We start from the raw sequence: 17,484 nt of genomic DNA, 5'->3' as shown, positions 1-17,484 counted from the left end.
AACCCATCCCTCTCGGCCGGGCGTCCAAGGCTCTCAATGCATTTGAGAAAAGACGGCTCCAGCCAGCGAATCGCTAGCTCGTAATCTCGCGGCAAATGGCGCAGATGGCGAGGAGACCGTTCATGGTTCCACCATGTCTCACGGCCCCATTATTGCGTCAAGGGGCTGTTTTCGGGCGGTTCGCCAGCCGCCCCGCACCGAAATCACGTCAACGCCCTCATGGTTAATCATTATTAAGGATTTGGGCGTATCCGGTCGCTAGCGGATTCCCCGCCGTTTCACTGGTGCACCATGCGGCCCATTTCAGCATTGATTGCCTGCACGCTCGTCCTTGCTCCGTCCTTCCTTGTCTCCTCGGTCGCGTTGGCCGACAGCCGCGTCTTCATCGTCGCCAACCAGGCCGACGGCTACGGCATCGACCAGTGCCTCGCCCGCGGCGATCGCTGCGGTGCTTCCGCCGCTCGCGCCTATTGCCGGTCACGTGATTTTGCGCAGGCCACCAACTACCGCCGCGTCGATCCCGACGAGATCACCGGCGCGGTTCCGCGCGCCGCGAATGAAAAATGTAACGGCAACGGCTGCGGCGAATTCGTCGCCATCACCTGCCAGCGCTAAGCCAAGCCGCTGGCCAGACGGGGTTATTGCCACACCGGCGCCCCGGAAACGACGTGACGCTGCCCCGAGAAACGGCTATTGCAGCGGCATTGCCCGCGCGCTTTGGCGTTGATCGCCGCGCGGCGTCGTTTTAATGGCCGGATATGCCCAATAGCTCCCGTTCTCGCTTCTCCCGCTGGTTTCTGAGTTGCGCCGTGCTGGCCGGCATGTCCCTGCCCGCCACGCATGCCCTGGCGCAAGTGCCGCCCGGCCCGCCCGGTCCGGCTCCGCAAGGCGCGGCACAGCCCAATCAGCAGGCCAATCCGATGTGCGGCCGGCTCGAAGGCCAGCTGGCGGCGATCGACCGCGGCGGCGGCTCCGGCGACCCGGCCAAGGACGAGCAGATTCGCCGCTATCAGGACGCGGCAACCCGCCAGCAGGGCGAGCTCGATCGCGTGACGGCGCAGGCCAAGCGCATGGGCTGCGATTCCTCCGGCTTCTTCTCGCTGTTCAACGGCCAGTCGGCGCAATGCGGCCCGGTCAACACCCAGATCCAGCAGATGCGCGCCAATCTGGACCAGATCACCGTCAATCTCGAGCGGCTGCGCGGCGGCGGTCCCGGCGGCTCCAGCCCGGAGCGCGACAACCAGCGTCGCTCGGTGCTGATGGCGCTGGCGCAGAACAATTGCGGCCCGCAATATGCCGCGGCCGCGCGTGGCCCCGGCAACTTCCTCGAGAACCTGTTCGGCGGCGGTGGCGGCGGCAATCCCAACAATCCGCTGCCCCCGCCCGATGCGCAGTATGGCGCCCAATCCGGCACCTACCGCACCGTGTGCGTGCGCACCTGCGACGGCGCCTATTTCCCGATCTCCTTCGCCACCGTTCCGGCGCGCTTCCCCGACGACGAGAAGACCTGCAAGGCGCTGTGCCCTGCCGCGGATGCCAGCCTGTTCACCTACCGAAATCCCGGCGAGGACATCAACCAGGCGGTCTCGATCAGCGGCGTGTCCTACTCGTCGCTGCCGACCGCCTTCAAATTCCGCAGCGAGTTCAACCCGTCCTGCTCCTGCAAGGCGGCGGGCCAGACCTGGGCAGACGCGCTGAAATCGGCCGACGACAAGGCTGCGGCCGAACAGCAGGGCGACATCATCGTCACCGAAGAGAGCGCCAGGAAGATGCAGCAGCGCGCCCAGACCAAGGCCGCCGCCGGCAAGAAGGGCGCGCCCGCCGCCGCAGCTCAACAGCAGCCCGCAGCCGCTGACGCCACGGCACCGGCGGCCGCGCCGGCGAGCGACGGCCAGATCCGCACCGTCGGCCCGACCTTCATTCCCAAGCGGTAAGAAGAGCTCAGCCCTCGAACGCTTCCGCCGACGCGCGCGAGGTGCGCGCCACCAGCGTCTCGTCGGGCGCCGGCAGCGCCTTGCCGAAATCGCGGAACCGGTTGGTGATGGGATAGCGGCGGTCGCGGCCGAAGTTCCTCGCCGTCACCTTCACGCCCGGCGCGGCCTGGCGGCGCTTGTATTCGGCGACGTTGAGCAGATGGTCGATGCGGGTGACGACCTCGCGGTCGAAGCCGGCGGCGATGATCCGCTCCAGCGGCTGCTCGCGCTCGACCAGGCGCTCCAGGATGGCGTCGAGCACGTCATAGGGCGGCAGCGAATCCTGGTCGGTCTGGTTCTCGCGCAGCTCCGCTGTCGGCGGGCGCGTGATGATGTCGGGCGGGATGACCTCGCCCGCAGGGCCGAGCGCGCCTTCCGGCTTCCAGCCGTTGCGCAGCGCCGCGAGGCGAAACACCTGCGTCTTGTAGATGTCCTTGATCGGGTTGAAGCCGCCATTCATGTCGCCATAGAGCGTGGCGTAGCCGACCGACATCTCCGACTTGTTGCCTGTGGTCACCACCATCAGCCCGGTCTTGTTGGAGATCGCCATCAGCAGCGTGCCGCGGGTGCGGGCCTGGAGGTTTTCCTCGGTGATGTCGGGCGGCAGATTCTTGAAGATGCCGGACAGGATGGTCTCGAAGCCGTTCACGGCCTCGGCGATCGGCAAAACCTCGTAGCGGATGCCGAGCGCGGCGGCGAGCTTAGCGGCATCGTCGAGCGACACCTGCGCGGTGTAGCGGAACGGCAGCATCACGCCATGCACTAGGTCGGCACCGAGCGCGTCGACCGCGATCGCCGCGCACAGAGCGGAATCGATGCCGCCGGAAATCCCGAGCAGCACGCCGGGAAAGCCGTTCTTGGTGACATAGTCGCGCAAGCCCAGCACGCAGGCGGCGTAGTCGGCCTTGTCGCCCTCGAGCTGCGCCGTGCTCGGGCCGTTGCAGCGCCAGCCGTCGGCGGTCTTGCGCCAGGTCAGCGTCGTGACGCTCTCCTCGAAGGCCGGCAACTGCGCCGCAAGCGAGAGATCGCCGTTGAGCGCAAAGGAGGCGCCGTCGAACACCAGCTCGTCCTGGCCGCAGACTTGATTCAGGTAGACCAGCGGCAGTCCGCTCTCGGTCACGCGCGCGACCGCGACCGACAGGCGCACGTCATTCTTGTCCCGGGCATAAGGCGAGCCGTTCGGCACGAGGATGATCTCGGCGCCGGTCTCCGCCAGCGTCTCGACCACGTTCTCGTAATCCTCGGACTCCTCCAGCCAGATGTCCTCGCAGATCGGCACACCGATGCGCACACCGCGCACGGTGACGGGCCCTGCGGCAGGGCCGCGCGCAAACAGCCGCTTCTCGTCGAACACGCCGTAGTTCGGCAGGTTGCACTTGAAGCGCAAGCTCGCGATGCGGCCGCTGTCGAGCAGCGCGCAGGCATTGTAGAGCCTGCCCTCCTCGACCCAGGGCGTGCCGACCAGCATGGCCGGACCACCGTCCGCGGTCTCGCGCGCGAGGCTTTCGATCGCGGCGCGGCAGGCGGCCTGGAAGGCCGGCTTCTGCACCAGGTCCTCCGGCGGATAGCCGGCGATGAACAATTCCGGAAACAGCACCACGAGGTCGGCGCCGTCAGCCTTGGCCCTCTCGCGCGCGGCGCGTGCCTTCGCGGCGTTGCCGGTGACGTCACCGACCGTCGGATTGAGTTGCGCCAGGGTGATCTTGATCTGTTGTTCGCTCATACGCTTAAGTTGTCCTGCACAACAGCAAACTTCAATCACCTTCCCGTCATGGTGCGATTGCAGAAATCGCGCCATGGCCGTCGGTGGTGTTTTTTGAGCATGATCTGATCGGAAAACCGGTTCCCACTTTTCCGGATCATGCTCGGGAATCAGAACGCGCCCATGCGTTCGGCGAGGGCGAACAGCCAGAACAGCCCGGCCATGACGAGCGCAACACCGACCGCGGCCGAGCCCATGTCCTTGACCCGGCCGATCTGCTTGTCGTGGTCCATCGTCAGCCGGTCGGCGAGCTTCTCGATCGCGGTGTTGAGCAGCTCGACGACGAGCACCAGCACCACGGTCGCGACCAATTCGACCCGGCGCATCACGGTGGCGCCGACCAGCCAGGCCAGCGGCAGCGACAGCGCCAACGCCACCACCTCCTCGCGAATCGCCTGCTCCGAGCGAATGGCGAATGCCAGCCCGTTGCGCGAGTTGATGGTGGCGCGCCAGAACCTCAGCAAGTCACGGCCCCCAAGTCACTGCATGCCCCAAGTCACTGCCCCAAGTCACAACCCTGCGGCGGCGGGCATGGGTTTGGCCTTGCCGGCGCGCTCCTGCTTGAGGAGCTCCGCGATCAGGAAAGCCATGTCGATGGATTGCTCGGCATTGAGACGGGGATCGCAGACCGTGTGGTAGCGGTCGTTGAGGTCCTCGTCCGTGATCGCGCGGGCGCCGCCGAGACATTCGGTGACGTTCTGGCCGGTCATCTCCAGATGCACGCCGCCGGCGTGGGTGCCTTCGGCCGCGTGGATCGCGAAGAACGACTTCACCTCGGACAGGATGCGGTCGAACGGCCGCGTCTTGTAGCCCGACGTGGAGGTGATGGTGTTGCCGTGCATGGGATCGCACGACCAGACCACCTTGCGTCCTTCCCGCTGCACGGCGCGGATCAGGCCCGGCAGATGGTCGCCGACCTTGTCGGCGCCGAACCGGTTGATCAGGGTCAGGCGGCCCGGCTCGTTGTCGGGATTGAGCACGTCGATCAGCTTCAAGAGCTCGTCGGCCTTCAGCGAGGGGCCGCATTTGAGCCCGATCGGGTTCTTGATGCCGCGGAAATATTCGACATGGCCGTGATCGAGCTGACGGGTGCGGTCGCCGATCCAGATCATGTGGCCCGAGGTCGCGTACCAGTCGCCGGTCGTGGAATCGACGCGGGTCATGGCCTGCTCGTAGCCGAGCAGCAACGCCTCGTGACTGGTGTAGAAATCGGTGGCACGGAGTTCGGGATGGCTTTCGAGATCGAGGCCGCAGGCGCGCATGAAGTTGAGCGCGTCCGAGATGCGGTCGGCCAATTCCTTGTAGCGGCGGGACTGCGGCGAGTCCTTGAGGAAGCCGAGCATCCATTGATGCACGCTGCCGAGATTGGCGAAGCCGCCGGTGGCGAAGGCGCGGAGCAGGTTCAGCGTCGCCGCCGACTGCCGATAGGCCATCAGCTGGCGCTGCGGATCCGGCACGCGCGCTTCCCTGGTGAAGGCGATGTCGTTGACGATGTCGCCGCGATAGCTCGGCAGCTCGACGCCGTTCGCCTTCTCGGTCGGCGATGACCGCGGTTTTGCGAATTGGCCGGCAATGCGGCCGACCTTCACCACGGGGACGGCGCCGGCATAGGTCAGCACCACCGCCATCTGCAGCAGCACGCGGAAGAAGTCGCGGATGTTGTTGGCGCCGTGCTCGGCGAAGCTCTCGGCACAGTCGCCGCCCTGGAGCAGGAAGGCGTCGCCGGCCGCAACGCGCCCCAGGGCCTTCTTCAGGTTGCGCGCCTCGCCGGCGAACACCAGCGGCGGAAAGGTCGCAAGCTGCGCCTCGACGTCGGCCAAAGCCTTGGCGTCGGGATAGTCGGGCACCTGTAGCACCGGCTTGCTGCGCCAGGACTCGGGCGTCCACCGCTCGGACATTAGGTCAACTCCTGAGCAAAAACCGCGACTTGATCACGGCATGACGAAAGCCCGGCTTATACACAGGGCCCCGCTTTCCCGCTAGAAGGATTCCTGCAATCTGGTCAAGCCCTTGCAGGGAAATCCGAATTCGCATTTGGTAGAGCATAGCATGAATGCCGGGGAAATCGCCGTGGCCTCCGCCGCGCTGGACGACGTTTTTAGCGACGACATCGTCGTGCCGGCCGCGGACGGCTATCCGCTCGCCGCGACGCTTTTCCTGCCGCGCGGCACGCGGCGCCAGGCCGTGCTGATCAATTCGGCGACCGCCGTGCCCCGCAAGGTCTATCGCGGCTTTGCCGGCTACCTCGCCCGCCGCGGCGCGGCGGTGCTGACCTACGACTACCGCGGCACCGGCGATAGCCGGCCGATGGCGGCGACCGGCCTCAACAAGCCGAAATCGCTGGCCGGCTTCAAGGCCACGATGGCGGATTGGGCCGCGCTCGACGCCACCGCAGCGGTGAGCTGGATGCGCGAGCGCTACCGCAACCTCCCCTTCGCCTATGTCGGCCACTCCTTCGGCGGCCAGGCACTCGGCCTGCTCGCCAACAATGCCGAGATCCCGCGCGCGCTCCTGATCGCCTCGCAGGCTGCCTATTGGAAGCTGATGGCCTCGCCCGAGCGCTACCGCGTCGTCGCCTTCCTGAACGGCGTCGGCCTGCCACTGGCGCGCACGCTCGGCTACCTGCCCGCCTGGGCCGGCCTCGGCATGGACCTGCCGAGGGGCGCGTTCGAGCAATGGCGGAGCTGGGTGATGCGGGAGCGCTATCTGCTCGATGATGCCACGCTGACGGCGCGCGAAAATTTTCCGAAGTTCAAGGGCAAGCTCCGCGCGCTTGTCATGACCGACGATACCTGGGCGACGCGGCCGGCTGTCGAATTGCTGTGCTCCGCCTTCACGTCGATCACGCCCGAGATCATCTCGATCCGCCCCGCCGACGCCGGCGCAAAAGCGATCGGCCATCTCGGCTTCTTCCGCAGCGAACACCGCGACGCATTGTGGCGCGGCGCCGCGGAGTGGATTGAGGCGGAGGGGTAAGCGCGCGAACGTTCACCGCCGTCGTCCTGGCGCAAGCCAGGACCCATAACCACCGAATTTGCTTGTGAACGGGAACGCGGCCCCAGCCTCGCGGAACAATTGAGATTTGGGGTAATGGGTCCTGGCTTGCGCCAGGACGACGATGAGGATGGTTCTCGCGCGATGCGATGCACCGCTGATGCGTAGCTCGTCTCGCTGTCATCGCCCGGCTTGACCGGGGATCCGGTACTTCAGAGACGCTGGTGCTTGAACCGAGAAGCCTCGGCGTACTGGATCGTTCGCATGCACGGGCGATGACACCAAAAAGAATGAGAGCTTGCTGCTCTTTCCACACGTCGTCCCTGCGAAGGCAGGGACCCATAACCACTGGGCTGCGTTGTTGAAACAGGCTGAGGCTCCAGCGCGGCAAGCCAACTGACGTCGGCGGCTATGGGTCCCTGCTTTCGCAGGGACGACGCCGCATGTATTGCGCTGCCGGTGAGTCATACTTTCGCATTCTCGCGACATGAATCGCCCGAGCTTTGCTCTTCAACTCGGATTCGCGGTCGAGACGATGGGTATCGCTTCGCTCCACCCATCTACCAGTCTCACACCACCTTCCGCGGCGCAGCCGTCGCAGCGTCACCCGTGTTCGGCGTCCCGGTAGGTTCGATCAGCAGCAGATGCACCTCCTCCCGCGCGACGGGTCGGTGCTCGACGCCCTTCGGCACGATGTACATCTGGCCCGGCTTCAACGTCACGGTGCGATCCCGCAACTCGATATCGAGCTTGCCTTTCAGGACCAGAAAGAAATCGTCAGTGTCGTCGTGCTTGTGCCAGGTGAACTCGCCCTTCACCTTCACCACCATCACGTCGCAGGCATTGAATTGCGCCACGGTGCGCGGCGACCAGTGGTCAGAGAATGTCGACAGTTTCTGCGAAAGATCGATCGCGCCGCTCATGATGCCTCCGGGTCCGGGCCAGCCCGCCGGACTCGTTAGCTCAGCCGCGCGACGCACTCAATGCACGCCCCTTAGCCTCTCCGGATATGTACTCGGCCCGTTGCGCCCGTTGATGTCGCAAGGCGCTTCGCCGTTGGCGGCCCGCCGCGCCAGCAATTCCTTTTCGGCCTGATACCAGAGCTGATCCATCTTGCCCGGCGGCTCGCCGGCGTCCTTCCACAATTCGTAGGCGCGGGTCCGGATCTCCTGCTCGGTTGGGCCTCTCATGCGCGGCTCCCTCAATTTGAGACATCAAACTGTTTGAGAGTGGAACGGACAGCATAGCGCAAGGTTCCAAGGCGCGCGAGACGGCCGCGCGCCGATGGCGCGTGGCCTGTGCACAGCGCCGCTGCGCGGGCCATTCGCCGGAAACCGGGTTCGATTTGAGCGCGCGCGAAGAGCGGCCCTGAGGACAAGTCCCGGGTGGATGTGCATGTCAACAAGGGTGCCCTAATTCCCCGCCACGAAGCGCGGCCGTCGGCGCCGGTCTTGCGGAGGCGCGCTACCCCTTCTGAGGTATGAAACCTTTGCCCGCTTCCGCAGACAAACACTCATCAGGATTTTGCCACGAACCTTCCTGGGGCTAGAGACAGCGCCGTCCGCATGTATTTTAAGCGGGCGGCGTTGGGCTGTCAGGCAGGGCACATTCCCCGTTCGCGATCGCCAGGAGAGCACCAGGACGGCAGCGCCGGCCCCGCGGGTTAGGCTACTCCGCCGCCTGGCGAACGTGGCGCGCGGTCGGGGTGCGCATCGTGACGAGCTCTTCGGCCGCGGTCGGATGCAGCGCGATGGTCGCGTCGAAATCTGCCTTGGTCGCCTTCATCTTCACCGCGATCGCGACAGCTTGCGTGATCTCGGCCGCGGCCTCGCCGACAATGTGGCAGCCGAGCACGCGATCGGTTGAGCCGTCGACCACGAGCTTCATCAGCATGCGGGTGTCGCGGCCCGACATCGTCGCCTTGATGGGCCGGAACGTCGTCTTGTAGATGTCGACGTGGCTGAACTGCGCGCGCGCCTCGGTTTCCGTCAGGCCGACCGTGCCGACCTCCGGCTGCGAGAACACGGCGGTCGGGATGTTGGCGTGATCGACCCTGACCTCGCGCTTGCCGAACACGGTGTCGGCGAAGGCATGGCCCTCCCGGATCGCCACCGGCGTCAGGTTGAAGCGGTGGGTGACGTCGCCGATCGCATAGATGCTGTCGACCGAGCTCTTCGAGGAATGATCGACCGCGATGCCGCCATTGGCCGGGTTGATGGCAACGCCCGCGTTCTCGATGCCGAGATTGGCGACGTTGGGGTGGCGGCCGATCGCGAACATCACCTGATCCGAGGCAAGGCTCGAGCCGTTCGACAGATGCGTGGTGAATTCTTCGCCGTGGCGATCGACCTTGGTCACCGTGCAGCCGGTGAGAATGGTGATGCCCTGCTTCTCCATCTCGCTACGGACATGGGTCCGGACATCCTCGTCAAAACCGCGAAGGATGTTGTCGCCGCGATAGATCACGGTGACGTCGGAGCCGAAGCCGGCGAAGATGCCGGCGAATTCCAGCGCGATGTAGCCGCCGCCCTGGATCACGATCCGCTTCGGCAGCTCCTTCAGGTGAAACGCCTCGTTGGAGGAGATCACGTGCTCGATGCCGGGAATCGCGGCGCCATGGTTGGGCGCGCCGCCGGTGGCGATCAGGATGTATTTCGCCGTCACCTTCTCGCCGGTGGCGAGTCTGATGGTGTGGGCATCCTCCATCACCGCGCGGCTCTTGACGATTTGCGCGCCCGACTTCTCGACATTCGTCGTATAGGCCGCCTCCAGCCGCGCGATCTCCTTGTCCTTGTTGGCGATCAGCGTCGGCCAGTCGAACGAGACCTGCCCGATGCTCCAGCCGAAGCCGGCGGCGTCCTCGATCTCGTCGTGGACGTGGCTGCCGATCACGAACAGCTTCTTCGGCACGCAGCCGCGGATCACGCAGGTGCCGCCCATGCGGTACTCTTCCGCGATCATCACGCGGGCGCCGTGCCCGGCCGCGATGCGGGCGGCACGCACGCCGCCCGAACCACCACCGATGACGAAGAGGTCGACGTCGAATTCAGCCATCGCAGTACCTCTTCCTTCCTTCTCCCTCGCCCCGCTCTTGCGGGGTCGAGACGAGCGAAGCTCGCTCTTAGAGGGTTGAGGTGAGGGGCATCTCCACGAGCCAGCTAGTGGAAAGTCCCCTCACCCGGCGCTCCGCCGTAGCCGAAGCTTCGCTTCGGCGTCGCTTCAGTAACGGCCGCCGGCGGCGGCCTGTGCCTCTCCCCGCAAGCGGGGCGAGGTGACAACGTGTTCAGATATCCTTGCCGCGCTTCTTCATCTCGGCCTTGAACTGGGCGTTGACGATCACGCCAAACTGCTGCGCCCACTCCTGCATATATCTCAGCGAATCGTTGATTGCCTTGGGCTCGGAGGTCAAAAGCTTCTTGCCAAGCGGCGACTTGTAGAAGGTGACGAGATCCTTCAGCTCCTGCTCGGTGAACTCGCTGGCATAGATCTGGGCCATGCCTTCGCCGATTTCCTTCTCGCTGCCAGCCAGATTCTTGGCGATGACCAGCGCGACCTCGTTGAGATCCTTCTGGTAGTTCAGGTACTGCTGCAGCAGGCCGGTCTTGGTCTTCTCGATGATGCCCGGAACGGCGCCGGCATACATCACCGAGACGTTCTTCATCGTCAGGATTTCCTTGGCGTATCCGATCGCCGCGGGGGTCGACTGCTTGACGTCCTTGGGCATGGGGGGCAGCTGCGGCTGCTGCGCCATCGCCGGTGCGAGCGCCAGTCCAGCCGCCAGGGCCGCAGCCGACAAAAGTCCCGAAAAACGATTCATTCCAAGTCTCCTTGCTTGCGGCCTCATGGCCGTTCAACAACCCGAATTCCCTGCGCGCCGGCCAGCACGGCGACGCTGCCAAGCCCGATGAACAGGCCGTGTTCGACCACGCCCGGTATAGCGCTGAGCAAACCGGCAAGACGCGGCGGATCGCCGATCCGGCCGAGCTGGGCATCGACGATCCAGTGGCCGCCATCGGTGACGAAAACGTGGCCGCCCTTGTCCTTTCCGGATCAGCATTTCGCCGGACACGCAGGCCTCGGCGAACGCCCGCGCCATCGCGGCCTGCGTTGCGGCGAGCCCGAACGGGATAACCTCGACCGGCAGTGGAAACTTGCCGAGCGTCGGCACCCACTTGGTATCGTCCGCAATCACGATCATGCGATCCGAGGCGGCCGCCACGATCTTCTCGCGCAGCAGCGCACCGCCGCCGCCCTTGATCAGATTGAGCTCGGGATCGATCTCGTCGGCGCCGTCGACGGTGATGTCGAGATGGTCGACCTCATCCAAGGTCGTCAGCGGCACGCCGCAACGTTCCGCATCAGCGCGCGTGGCTTCGGAGGTCGGCACGCCGATCACATTCATGCCCGCACGGACCTTCTCACCGAGCAGCTCGACGAAATGTCTGGCGGTCGAGCCGGTGCCGAGCCCGAGCTGCATGCCGTCGCGCACCTCCTCGAGGGCGCGCGCAGCAGCCTGCCGTTTCAGTGCGTCCATGTCCACGTGCCGATAGCCCCTCGGTTGGTCCGTTACGGGCCGCCATCGGGTGGCCCGGCGGGCGCATATCTAGCGTCGTTTTGCAGGCAGGAATAGCGGCAAGCGGACCAGTCTTTAGGCCGAAACGGCGTCCATCGCGGCCAAAATCGCCGAAAAGCGCTCCTCGACCTCGGCCCGCATCCCGGGATGGGTGAAAATGTAGAACTGGTCGTCGCGGATCGCGGCCAGCACGCGGTCCGCGACCGCCGCCGGATCGAGCCCAGCATCGAGCTGCCGCGCGATCTCGGCGACGACAGCGGCCATCGAGCTTGCCGGATCGAGCTGACGGGTCGGGCCGTACTGCTCCGGGCGATTGCGCCCGCTCTCGCCGATCCGGGTCCGCACAAAGCTCGGACAGAGCACGCTGACGCCGATCCCGAGCGGCCTGAGCTGCATGGCGAGCCCTTCGGACAGGCTGACGACGGCGAACTTGGTCGCCGAATACGGGCTCAAGCCAAGCCCGGCATTCATCCCGGCCATCGAAGCCGTATTGACGATATGGCCACCCTCGCCGTGCCCGCGGATGTGCGGCAGGAAGCTCCTGATGCCGTGCACGACGCCCATCAGATTGACGTCGATCACCCAGCGCCAGTCGTCGACCGAGATCGGGTCAATGCCGCCGCCGGCCGCGACGCCGGCATTGTTGCAGACGACATGGACCGTGCCGAAGGCGCGGAACGACGCCTCCGCGGCGCGATCGACGCTTAGGGGATCGGCAACGTCGCAGACAACGCCATGGACATCCGCACCGCCGGCGCGCAGCGCATCGACGGCCGTGTCCAGCGGACCGGTTTCAATGTCGGCGAGCATCACCTTCATGCCCTCGCGGGCGAAGGCGGTAGCCATCGCAAGTCCGATTCCGCTGGCCGCGCCGGTGACAAAAGCGGCTTTTCCGACAAGTTCCCGCATCTCTGCCGCCCCTATTTCATGACCTGCCCACATCTACTCTTGCATCGCAGCGCCTGGCCCGATAGCCAAAAGCATCATGTCCGCCTCCTCTCCCCCCATCGTCGTCTTCGATCTCGACGGCACGCTTGTGGATACGGCGCCCGACCTGATCACCGCGCTGAACTACGTGCTCGACCGCGAAGGCCTGCCGCCAGTGCCGATGGCCTCCGCCCGCAACATGATCGGCGCCGGCGCCCGCAAGCTGATCGAGCGCGGGCTGGAGGTGGAAGGACGCGCGGTCAGCGTCGGTGACCTTGACCGCTTGACCGCGGATTTCGTCGACTATTATGCCGAACATATCGCCGATGGCTCGCGCCCGTTCGACGGGCTCGAGGCCGCGCTAGACCGGCTCGAGGCAAAGGGCCATCGCCTCGCGGTCTGCACCAACAAGCTGGAATGGCTGTCGAGGCGGCTGCTCGACCAGCTCGACCTGACCAAGCGCTTCGCCGCGATCTGCGGCGCCGATACGTTCGGCATCGCAAAACCCGATCCGACGTTCCTGCGCGAGACGGTGGCCCGCGCCGGCGGCCGGCTGCCCGGCGCCATCATGGTCGGCGATGCCGGCCCCGATGTCGGGGTGGCAAGGCGCGCCCAGGTCCCGGTGATCGGCGTCGATTTTGGCTATACCGACGTCCCGATGACCGAGCTGAAGCCGGACCGGCTGATCAGCCATATGCGCGATCTGCCGGACGCGGTCGCCAGCCTGAACGCGGCATAGACCTTCCGCAACACACTGATATCGCTTGACAATATTCAGCCATGCGATTCCGCCATTAACCATCCTTTAACGAGCAGGGCCCCTGCTGTTGCGCCTCTGTTCCGACGCACCTATGGTCCGCTCCGGGGATTGTGGCTGATTGCCGCAGTAGAGTGTGGATCATGCGTCGTATCATCGTGATTGCGGCCGCCGGGCTGAGCCTGGCTGGCTGCTCCTCCTTCTCATTGGATTCGTTCAAGTCGGCGCCGCCGCCGATGCCGGTACAGCTGGATTCGAACCCGCCCGGCGCCGACGCCGTGACCTCGCTCGGACCGGGCTGCAAGACGCCCTGCACCGTGTCGATCCCGGCGCCGGAGATCAACTTCTCGGTCACCTTCAACATGCCGAAGTTCCAGCCGGCGACCGTTCCGGTCACCGTGACCCGCGTTCCCGGCGACTTCACCACGCCGGCCACCACGACGCTGGATCCGAGTCCGGTGTTCGCCGAGTTGCAACCGGCCGGCCCGCCCCCGCGCGCGGCGAAGAAGCCGATACGGAAGAGGAAGCCGAAGCCGGCTGCCGCAGCGGCTCCCGCCGCCGCTCCGGACTCCGCGTTCCCCGCCCCGAGCGCGGCTGCGCCGGCGCCGGCCGCGGCTCCGTCGCGCTAGCGAAGGCGGCTGCACCGGATTTGCATTGCACAAGAGCCCGGCCCAAAGCCGGGGTTTTTGTATTTGGTGGAGGCACATCCGCGATTGCGATCATGCATCGCGTGATATGCTTCGCCTATCGCTTTGCATGTTGCGGATCATCCATACGATCATCCCTTGGGACGCATTGTGACAACGCGCCAACATGCATAGATTGCGGATGCCGGAGCCGGTCACGGCGCGGCAGGCAGGAAACAGATTGCAAGGCCCGAACTGAATGAACGGATCCACGCAAGCGCATTCCGACACGCTGTTTCGTCCGATGACCGATCCGTTCGGGCGGACCATCAGCTATCTGCGCGTCTCGGTCACCGACCGCTGCGATCTGCGCTGTTTCTACTGCATGTCGGAAGACATGACGTTCCTGCCCAAGGCCGACCTCCTGACGCTGGAGGAACTTGACCGGCTCTGCACGGCCTTCATCGCCAAGGGTGTGAAGAAGCTGCGGCTCACCGGCGGCGAGCCGCTGGTCCGCCGCAACGTGATGACGCTGGTGCGCTCGCTGTCGCGGCATCTGACCACGGGCGCACTCGACGAATTGACGCTGACCACCAACGGTTCGCAGCTGGCGCGCTTCGCCCAGGAGCTGGCCGATTGCGGCGTGCGCCGCGTCAACGTCTCGCTCGACACCCTCGACCCCGTAAAATTCCGGGCCATCACCCGCTGGGGCGACATCGACAAGGTGCTGTCAGGCATCGAGGCGGCGCGCTCGGCGGAACTCGCGGTGAAGATCAACGCCGTCGCCCTGAAGAACCTCAACGAGGACGAACTGCCGGAACTGATGCGCTGGGCCCACGGCAAGGGCATGGGCCTGACGCTGATCGAGGTCATGCCGATGGGCGAGATCGGCGAAGGCCGGATCGATCAGTACGTACCCCTGTCCTTGATGCGCGCGCGGCTCGAGAAGCACTACACGCTGACCGATCTGTCCGACGACACCGGCGGTCCGGCCCGCTATGTCAGCGTCGCCGAGACCGGCGGCAAGCTCGGTTTCATCACGCCGATGACCCATAATTTCTGCGAATCCTGCAACCGGGTGCGCATCACCTGCACGGGGACGCTGCACACCTGCCTCGGCCACGAGGACGCCTCCGATCTGCGCAAACCTCTGCGTGCATCGAGCGATGACCTGCTGCTTGCGGATGCGATCGACCGCGCCATCGGGCTGAAGCCCAAGGGGCACGATTTCATCATCGACCGCCGCCACGACCGCCCCAGCGTCAGCCGCCACATGAGCGTGACCGGCGGCTAGTCTTCAAGCTTCCTCCCGACGCGCGGCCTGTCCCCCGATTACCAAGGCGGGACAACAGTTTGCCACGGCGTCAATTTGTCCATTTTCCGATTGACGACGTTCCACGGCGCTGATTTGGTGAATCAGCTTTCACGCTAGTCTGGCCAGCATAGGCCGCTGCCCTCCGTCGGCTCCTGCCGACGATCCCCGGCAGCCAAGAACGGCTGAAGCGGATTTCGGGGGAGGACGAACGTTTGCAACTGCTCCTGAAAGTGAGCCGTGGCTCCGTGCGCATGCGCGCGGCGGCCAGATGATGCTTGAAGAGATATTCGGCGCGCGGATGGCGCGGCCGTGGAGATCGTGATGCGCCCATTGTTGGCATTAAGTCAGGCCATCGACCAACTCAACGAGAAGATCGGCTACATCTGCAACCTGCTGGTCCTGATCTCGTGCCTGGTCAGCGCCGGCAACGCCATGATCCGCTACGCGTTCAGCTACTCCTCGAACGGCTGGCTCGAGGCGCAGTGGTACATGTTCGCGATCCTCGTGATGTTCGGCGCCTCCTACACCTTCAAGCGCAACGAGCATGTCCGCGTCGAGATCATGTATCTGATGCTGTCGGAACGCGGCCAGCTCTGGCTCGACCTGATCGGAACGCTGTTCTTCCTGATCCCGGCCTGCCTCCTGCTCGCCTATCTGTCCTGGCCGTTCTTCTACCAGGCCTATGCGGTCGGCGAGATGAGCGGCAACGCCGGCGGCCTGCTGCGCTGGCCGATCAAGTTCGTTATCCCGTCCGGCTTCGTGATGCTTGCGCTGCAAGGCGTCTCAGAGGTGATCAAGCGGATCGCCGCGCTGCAGGGCTACGTGACCATCGACGCGAAGTATGAGAGGCCGACTCAATGATCACGCTGGAGATGATGCCGCCACTGATGTTCGGCGGCCTGATCGTAGCGATGCTGATCGGTTATCCGGTGGCGTTCACGCTCGCCGCGGTCGGCCTGTCGTTCGGGTTCCTCTCGATCTATCTCGGCTTCTTCGACCTCAACTTCCTGCAGGCGATCCCGGGCCGCATCTTCGGCAGCGTGCTGTCCAACGAACTGCTGCTGGCGATCCCGTTCTTCACTTTCATGGGCGCGATATTGGAGAGATGCGGGCTCGCCGAGGACATGCTGGATTCGATGGGCCAGCTGTTCGGCCCGATCCGCGGCGGCCTCGGCTATTCCGTGATCATCGTCGGCTTCATCCTCGGCGCCATCACCGGCACGGTGGCGGCGCAGGTGATCGCGATGGCGCTGATCTCGATGCCGGTGATGATCCGCTACGGCTACAACATCCGCTACATCACCGGCGTGCTCGCCGCCTCCGGCACCATCACGCAACTTGTCCCTCCCTCGCTCGTCCTGATCGTGATGGCCGACCAGCTCGGCAAGTCGGTCGGCGACATGTATCTCGGCGCCTGGGGCCCATCGGTGTTCCAGATCCTGCTGTTCGCCGGCTACACCTTCGTGCTCGGCATCTTCAAGCCGAGCCATGTGCCGGCGGTGCCGATCGAGGCGCGCACGCTGACCGGCTGGGCGCTGTGGAAGAAGTGCCTGCTCGGCATCATCCCCTCGGCGGTGCTGATCTTCGTCGTGCTCGGCACCATGATGATGGGCCTTGCGACCCCGACGGAAGCCGGCGCCATGGGCGCGGTCGGCGCCATCGTGCTCGCCGCCATCCACCACAAGGATTTCAGCGCCACCGGCAACAAGGTGCTGATCGTCGGCGTGATCGCCGGCGGCATCGGCACCATCATCGCTATGCTGTACAGCGAGAACTTGATCTTCAAGCTCGCCTTCGCGATCACCTACGCCGCGGTGGTCTGGATCTGCCTCGAGGCCGTCAGGATCCCGGACCTGCGCGACCTGATCAAGCAGGGCTACGAGACCACCATGCGGATCACCTGCATGGTCACCTTCATCCTGATCGGCTCGACCTGCTTCTCGGTGGTGTTCCTCGGCGTATCCGGCGGCACCTGGCTGGAGCACCACCTGACCTCGCTGCCCGGCGGCGTCTGGGGCTTCCTGATCTTCATCAACCTGTTCATCTTCTTCCTGGCGTTTTTCCTCGACTTCTTCGAGATCGCCTTCATCATCCTGCCGATGATCGCGCCGATCGCACAGAAGGTGCTGGCGCCAGTGGTCGGCCCCGACGCGGCGCTGATCTGGTTCGGCGTCATTCTCGGCGTCAACATGCAGACCTCGTTCATGCATCCGCCGTTCGGCTTCGCGCTGTTCTATCTGCGTGGCGTGGCGCCGAAGGAAGTGAAGAGCTCGGACATCTACTGGGGCGCAATGCCGTGGATCGGCCTGCAGGCGATCATGGTGGCGCTGGTGATCGCGTTCCCGGTCGTCGTCACCGGACTGCTCGACAAGCCGCTCGATGTCGACCTCAACAAGGTCAAGATCGAGGTGCCGCAGATCGACCTTCCGCCGCTGGACTTCGGCCAGCCGAAGCAGTAGCCGGCATCAGCGCATTCGGCGCGCCTAGAGCATTCGGTTCTGATTGAATCAGAACCGAAGCTCTGGATTCTTGTCTTGGCGCGCCTTCTTCACGCGGA

General features: G+C 65.1%; 16 protein-coding genes and 1 pseudogene. 8 read left to right on the top strand and 9 right to left on the bottom strand.

Going from position 1 to position 17,484, the window contains the following annotated elements; genetic code table 11:
- The first annotated feature begins 291 nt into the window (after window positions 1-291).
- Both RX327_RS16670 and RX327_RS16665 read left to right on the top strand, forming a co-directional pair.
- Entirely contained in the window at window positions 292-615 is a 324-nt protein-coding gene (locus RX327_RS16670; protein ID WP_050386154.1) for a hypothetical protein, read from the top strand.
- Between the two features lie 143 nt (window positions 616-758).
- Window positions 759-1,934 (top strand): DUF2865 domain-containing protein, encoded by a 1,176-nt coding sequence (locus tag RX327_RS16665; RefSeq protein WP_410712166.1) that lies wholly within the window; start codon window positions 759-761, stop codon window positions 1,932-1,934.
- Between the two features lie 7 nt (window positions 1,935-1,941).
- Here RX327_RS16665 and RX327_RS16660 read toward each other — a convergent pair whose 3' ends face one another.
- From RX327_RS16660 to RX327_RS16650, 3 genes are all read right to left on the bottom strand, one after another.
- On the bottom strand, window positions 1,942-3,696 hold the full coding sequence (locus tag RX327_RS16660) for an NAD+ synthase (RefSeq protein WP_317250866.1): 1,755 nt from the start codon (window positions 3,694-3,696) through the stop codon (window positions 1,942-1,944).
- 149 nt (window positions 3,697-3,845) lie between these two features.
- Window positions 3,846-4,199 (bottom strand): diacylglycerol kinase, encoded by a 354-nt coding sequence (locus tag RX327_RS16655; protein WP_317250865.1) that lies wholly within the window; start codon window positions 4,197-4,199, stop codon window positions 3,846-3,848.
- Between the two features lie 45 nt (window positions 4,200-4,244).
- Entirely contained in the window at window positions 4,245-5,633 is a 1,389-nt protein-coding gene (locus RX327_RS16650; RefSeq protein WP_317250864.1) for a class II 3-deoxy-7-phosphoheptulonate synthase, read from the bottom strand.
- Window positions 5,634-5,784: 151 nt separating this feature from the next.
- On the opposite strand from RX327_RS16650, the gene RX327_RS16645 reads away from it, so the two are divergent.
- Window positions 5,785-6,711: an alpha/beta fold hydrolase gene (locus RX327_RS16645; protein WP_050386156.1), complete on the top strand. Its 927-nt coding sequence runs from the start codon at window positions 5,785-5,787 to the stop codon at window positions 6,709-6,711.
- Window positions 6,712-7,298: 587 nt separating this feature from the next.
- Here RX327_RS16645 and RX327_RS16640 read toward each other — a convergent pair.
- The 6 genes and pseudogenes from RX327_RS16640 to RX327_RS16615 form a co-directional block, all read right to left on the bottom strand.
- On the bottom strand, window positions 7,299-7,652 hold the full coding sequence (locus tag RX327_RS16640) for a cupin domain-containing protein (protein ID WP_317250863.1): 354 nt from the start codon (window positions 7,650-7,652) through the stop codon (window positions 7,299-7,301).
- A 57-nt stretch (window positions 7,653-7,709) separates the two neighbouring features.
- Complete coding sequence (locus tag RX327_RS16635; protein WP_050386158.1) at window positions 7,710-7,919, bottom strand: DUF2934 domain-containing protein; 210 nt, start codon at window positions 7,917-7,919, stop codon at window positions 7,710-7,712.
- Window positions 7,920-8,397: 478 nt separating this feature from the next.
- Complete coding sequence (gene gor / locus RX327_RS16630) at window positions 8,398-9,783, bottom strand: glutathione-disulfide reductase (RefSeq protein WP_317250862.1); 1,386 nt, start codon at window positions 9,781-9,783, stop codon at window positions 8,398-8,400.
- A gap of 229 nt (window positions 9,784-10,012) precedes the next feature.
- Window positions 10,013-10,546 (bottom strand): DUF2059 domain-containing protein, encoded by a 534-nt coding sequence (locus tag RX327_RS16625; protein ID WP_317250861.1) that lies wholly within the window; start codon window positions 10,544-10,546, stop codon window positions 10,013-10,015.
- 23 nt (window positions 10,547-10,569) lie between these two features.
- A pseudogene (gene rpiA, locus RX327_RS16620) lies at window positions 10,570-11,269 on the bottom strand (ribose-5-phosphate isomerase RpiA).
- Between the two features lie 108 nt (window positions 11,270-11,377).
- Window positions 11,378-12,211, bottom strand: a complete 834-nt coding sequence (locus RX327_RS16615; protein WP_050386161.1) for an SDR family NAD(P)-dependent oxidoreductase — start codon at window positions 12,209-12,211, stop codon at window positions 11,378-11,380.
- Window positions 12,212-12,287: 76 nt separating this feature from the next.
- Between RX327_RS16615 and RX327_RS16610 the strand changes: the two genes are divergently transcribed.
- The 5 genes from RX327_RS16610 to RX327_RS16590 all read left to right on the top strand — a co-directional run bounded on the left by RX327_RS16610 (window position 12,288) and on the right by RX327_RS16590 (window position 17,386).
- On the top strand, window positions 12,288-12,968 hold the full coding sequence (locus RX327_RS16610) for an HAD hydrolase-like protein (protein WP_317250860.1): 681 nt from the start codon (window positions 12,288-12,290) through the stop codon (window positions 12,966-12,968).
- Between the two features lie 161 nt (window positions 12,969-13,129).
- Window positions 13,130-13,615 (top strand): hypothetical protein, encoded by a 486-nt coding sequence (locus RX327_RS16605; RefSeq protein ID WP_317250859.1) that lies wholly within the window; start codon window positions 13,130-13,132, stop codon window positions 13,613-13,615.
- Window positions 13,616-13,871: 256 nt separating this feature from the next.
- Window positions 13,872-14,906 carry a GTP 3',8-cyclase MoaA gene (gene moaA, locus RX327_RS16600; protein ID WP_317250858.1) on the top strand — a complete coding sequence of 345 codons (1,035 nt, stop codon included), beginning with the start codon at window positions 13,872-13,874 and terminating at the stop codon, window positions 14,904-14,906.
- A gap of 342 nt (window positions 14,907-15,248) precedes the next feature.
- Window positions 15,249-15,788, top strand: coding sequence for a TRAP transporter small permease subunit (locus tag RX327_RS16595; protein ID WP_028334243.1), 540 nt, complete (start codon window positions 15,249-15,251; stop codon window positions 15,786-15,788).
- On the top strand, window positions 15,785-17,386 hold the full coding sequence (locus tag RX327_RS16590) for a TRAP transporter large permease subunit (RefSeq protein ID WP_317250857.1): 1,602 nt from the start codon (window positions 15,785-15,787) through the stop codon (window positions 17,384-17,386). The genes RX327_RS16595 and RX327_RS16590 overlap by 4 nt, the downstream gene beginning before the upstream one ends.
- Window positions 17,387-17,484: the final 98 nt, after the last annotated feature.

This window comes from Bradyrhizobium sp. BEA-2-5 (assembly GCF_032918025.1).
In the GTDB taxonomy this organism is placed as follows: domain Bacteria; phylum Pseudomonadota; class Alphaproteobacteria; order Rhizobiales; family Xanthobacteraceae; genus Bradyrhizobium; species Bradyrhizobium pachyrhizi.
The sequence above is the reverse complement of the archived record's forward strand: the minus strand, read 5'-3'. Positions and strand labels throughout refer to the sequence as shown.

What these genes read in the sequence shown, in the direction of transcription:
- RX327_RS16670 (WP_050386154.1), top strand. Translation starts at nt 292, where the DNA reads ATGCGGCCCATTTCAGCATTGATTGCCTGCACGCTCGTCCTTGCTCCG.
- RX327_RS16665 (WP_410712166.1), top strand. Translation starts at nt 759, where the DNA reads ATGCCCAATAGCTCCCGTTCTCGCTTCTCCCGCTGGTTTCTGAGTTGC.
- RX327_RS16660 (WP_317250866.1), bottom strand. Translation starts at nt 3,696, where the DNA reads ATGAGCGAACAACAGATCAAGATCACCCTGGCGCAACTCAATCCGACG.
- RX327_RS16650 (WP_317250864.1), bottom strand. Translation starts at nt 5,633, where the DNA reads ATGTCCGAGCGGTGGACGCCCGAGTCCTGGCGCAGCAAGCCGGTGCTA.
- RX327_RS16645 (WP_050386156.1), top strand. Translation starts at nt 5,785, where the DNA reads ATGAATGCCGGGGAAATCGCCGTGGCCTCCGCCGCGCTGGACGACGTT.
- RX327_RS16640 (WP_317250863.1), bottom strand. Translation starts at nt 7,652, where the DNA reads ATGAGCGGCGCGATCGATCTTTCGCAGAAACTGTCGACATTCTCTGAC.
- RX327_RS16635 (WP_050386158.1), bottom strand. Translation starts at nt 7,919, where the DNA reads ATGAGAGGCCCAACCGAGCAGGAGATCCGGACCCGCGCCTACGAATTG.
- gor (WP_317250862.1), bottom strand. Translation starts at nt 9,783, where the DNA reads ATGGCTGAATTCGACGTCGACCTCTTCGTCATCGGTGGTGGTTCGGGC.
- RX327_RS16625 (WP_317250861.1), bottom strand. Translation starts at nt 10,546, where the DNA reads ATGAATCGTTTTTCGGGACTTTTGTCGGCTGCGGCCCTGGCGGCTGGA.
- RX327_RS16615 (WP_050386161.1), bottom strand. Translation starts at nt 12,211, where the DNA reads ATGCGGGAACTTGTCGGAAAAGCCGCTTTTGTCACCGGCGCGGCCAGC.
- RX327_RS16610 (WP_317250860.1), top strand. Translation starts at nt 12,288, where the DNA reads ATGTCCGCCTCCTCTCCCCCCATCGTCGTCTTCGATCTCGACGGCACG.
- RX327_RS16605 (WP_317250859.1), top strand. Translation starts at nt 13,130, where the DNA reads ATGCGTCGTATCATCGTGATTGCGGCCGCCGGGCTGAGCCTGGCTGGC.
- moaA (WP_317250858.1), top strand. Translation starts at nt 13,872, where the DNA reads ATGAACGGATCCACGCAAGCGCATTCCGACACGCTGTTTCGTCCGATG.
- RX327_RS16595 (WP_028334243.1), top strand. Translation starts at nt 15,249, where the DNA reads ATGCGCCCATTGTTGGCATTAAGTCAGGCCATCGACCAACTCAACGAG.
- RX327_RS16590 (WP_317250857.1), top strand. Translation starts at nt 15,785, where the DNA reads ATGATCACGCTGGAGATGATGCCGCCACTGATGTTCGGCGGCCTGATC.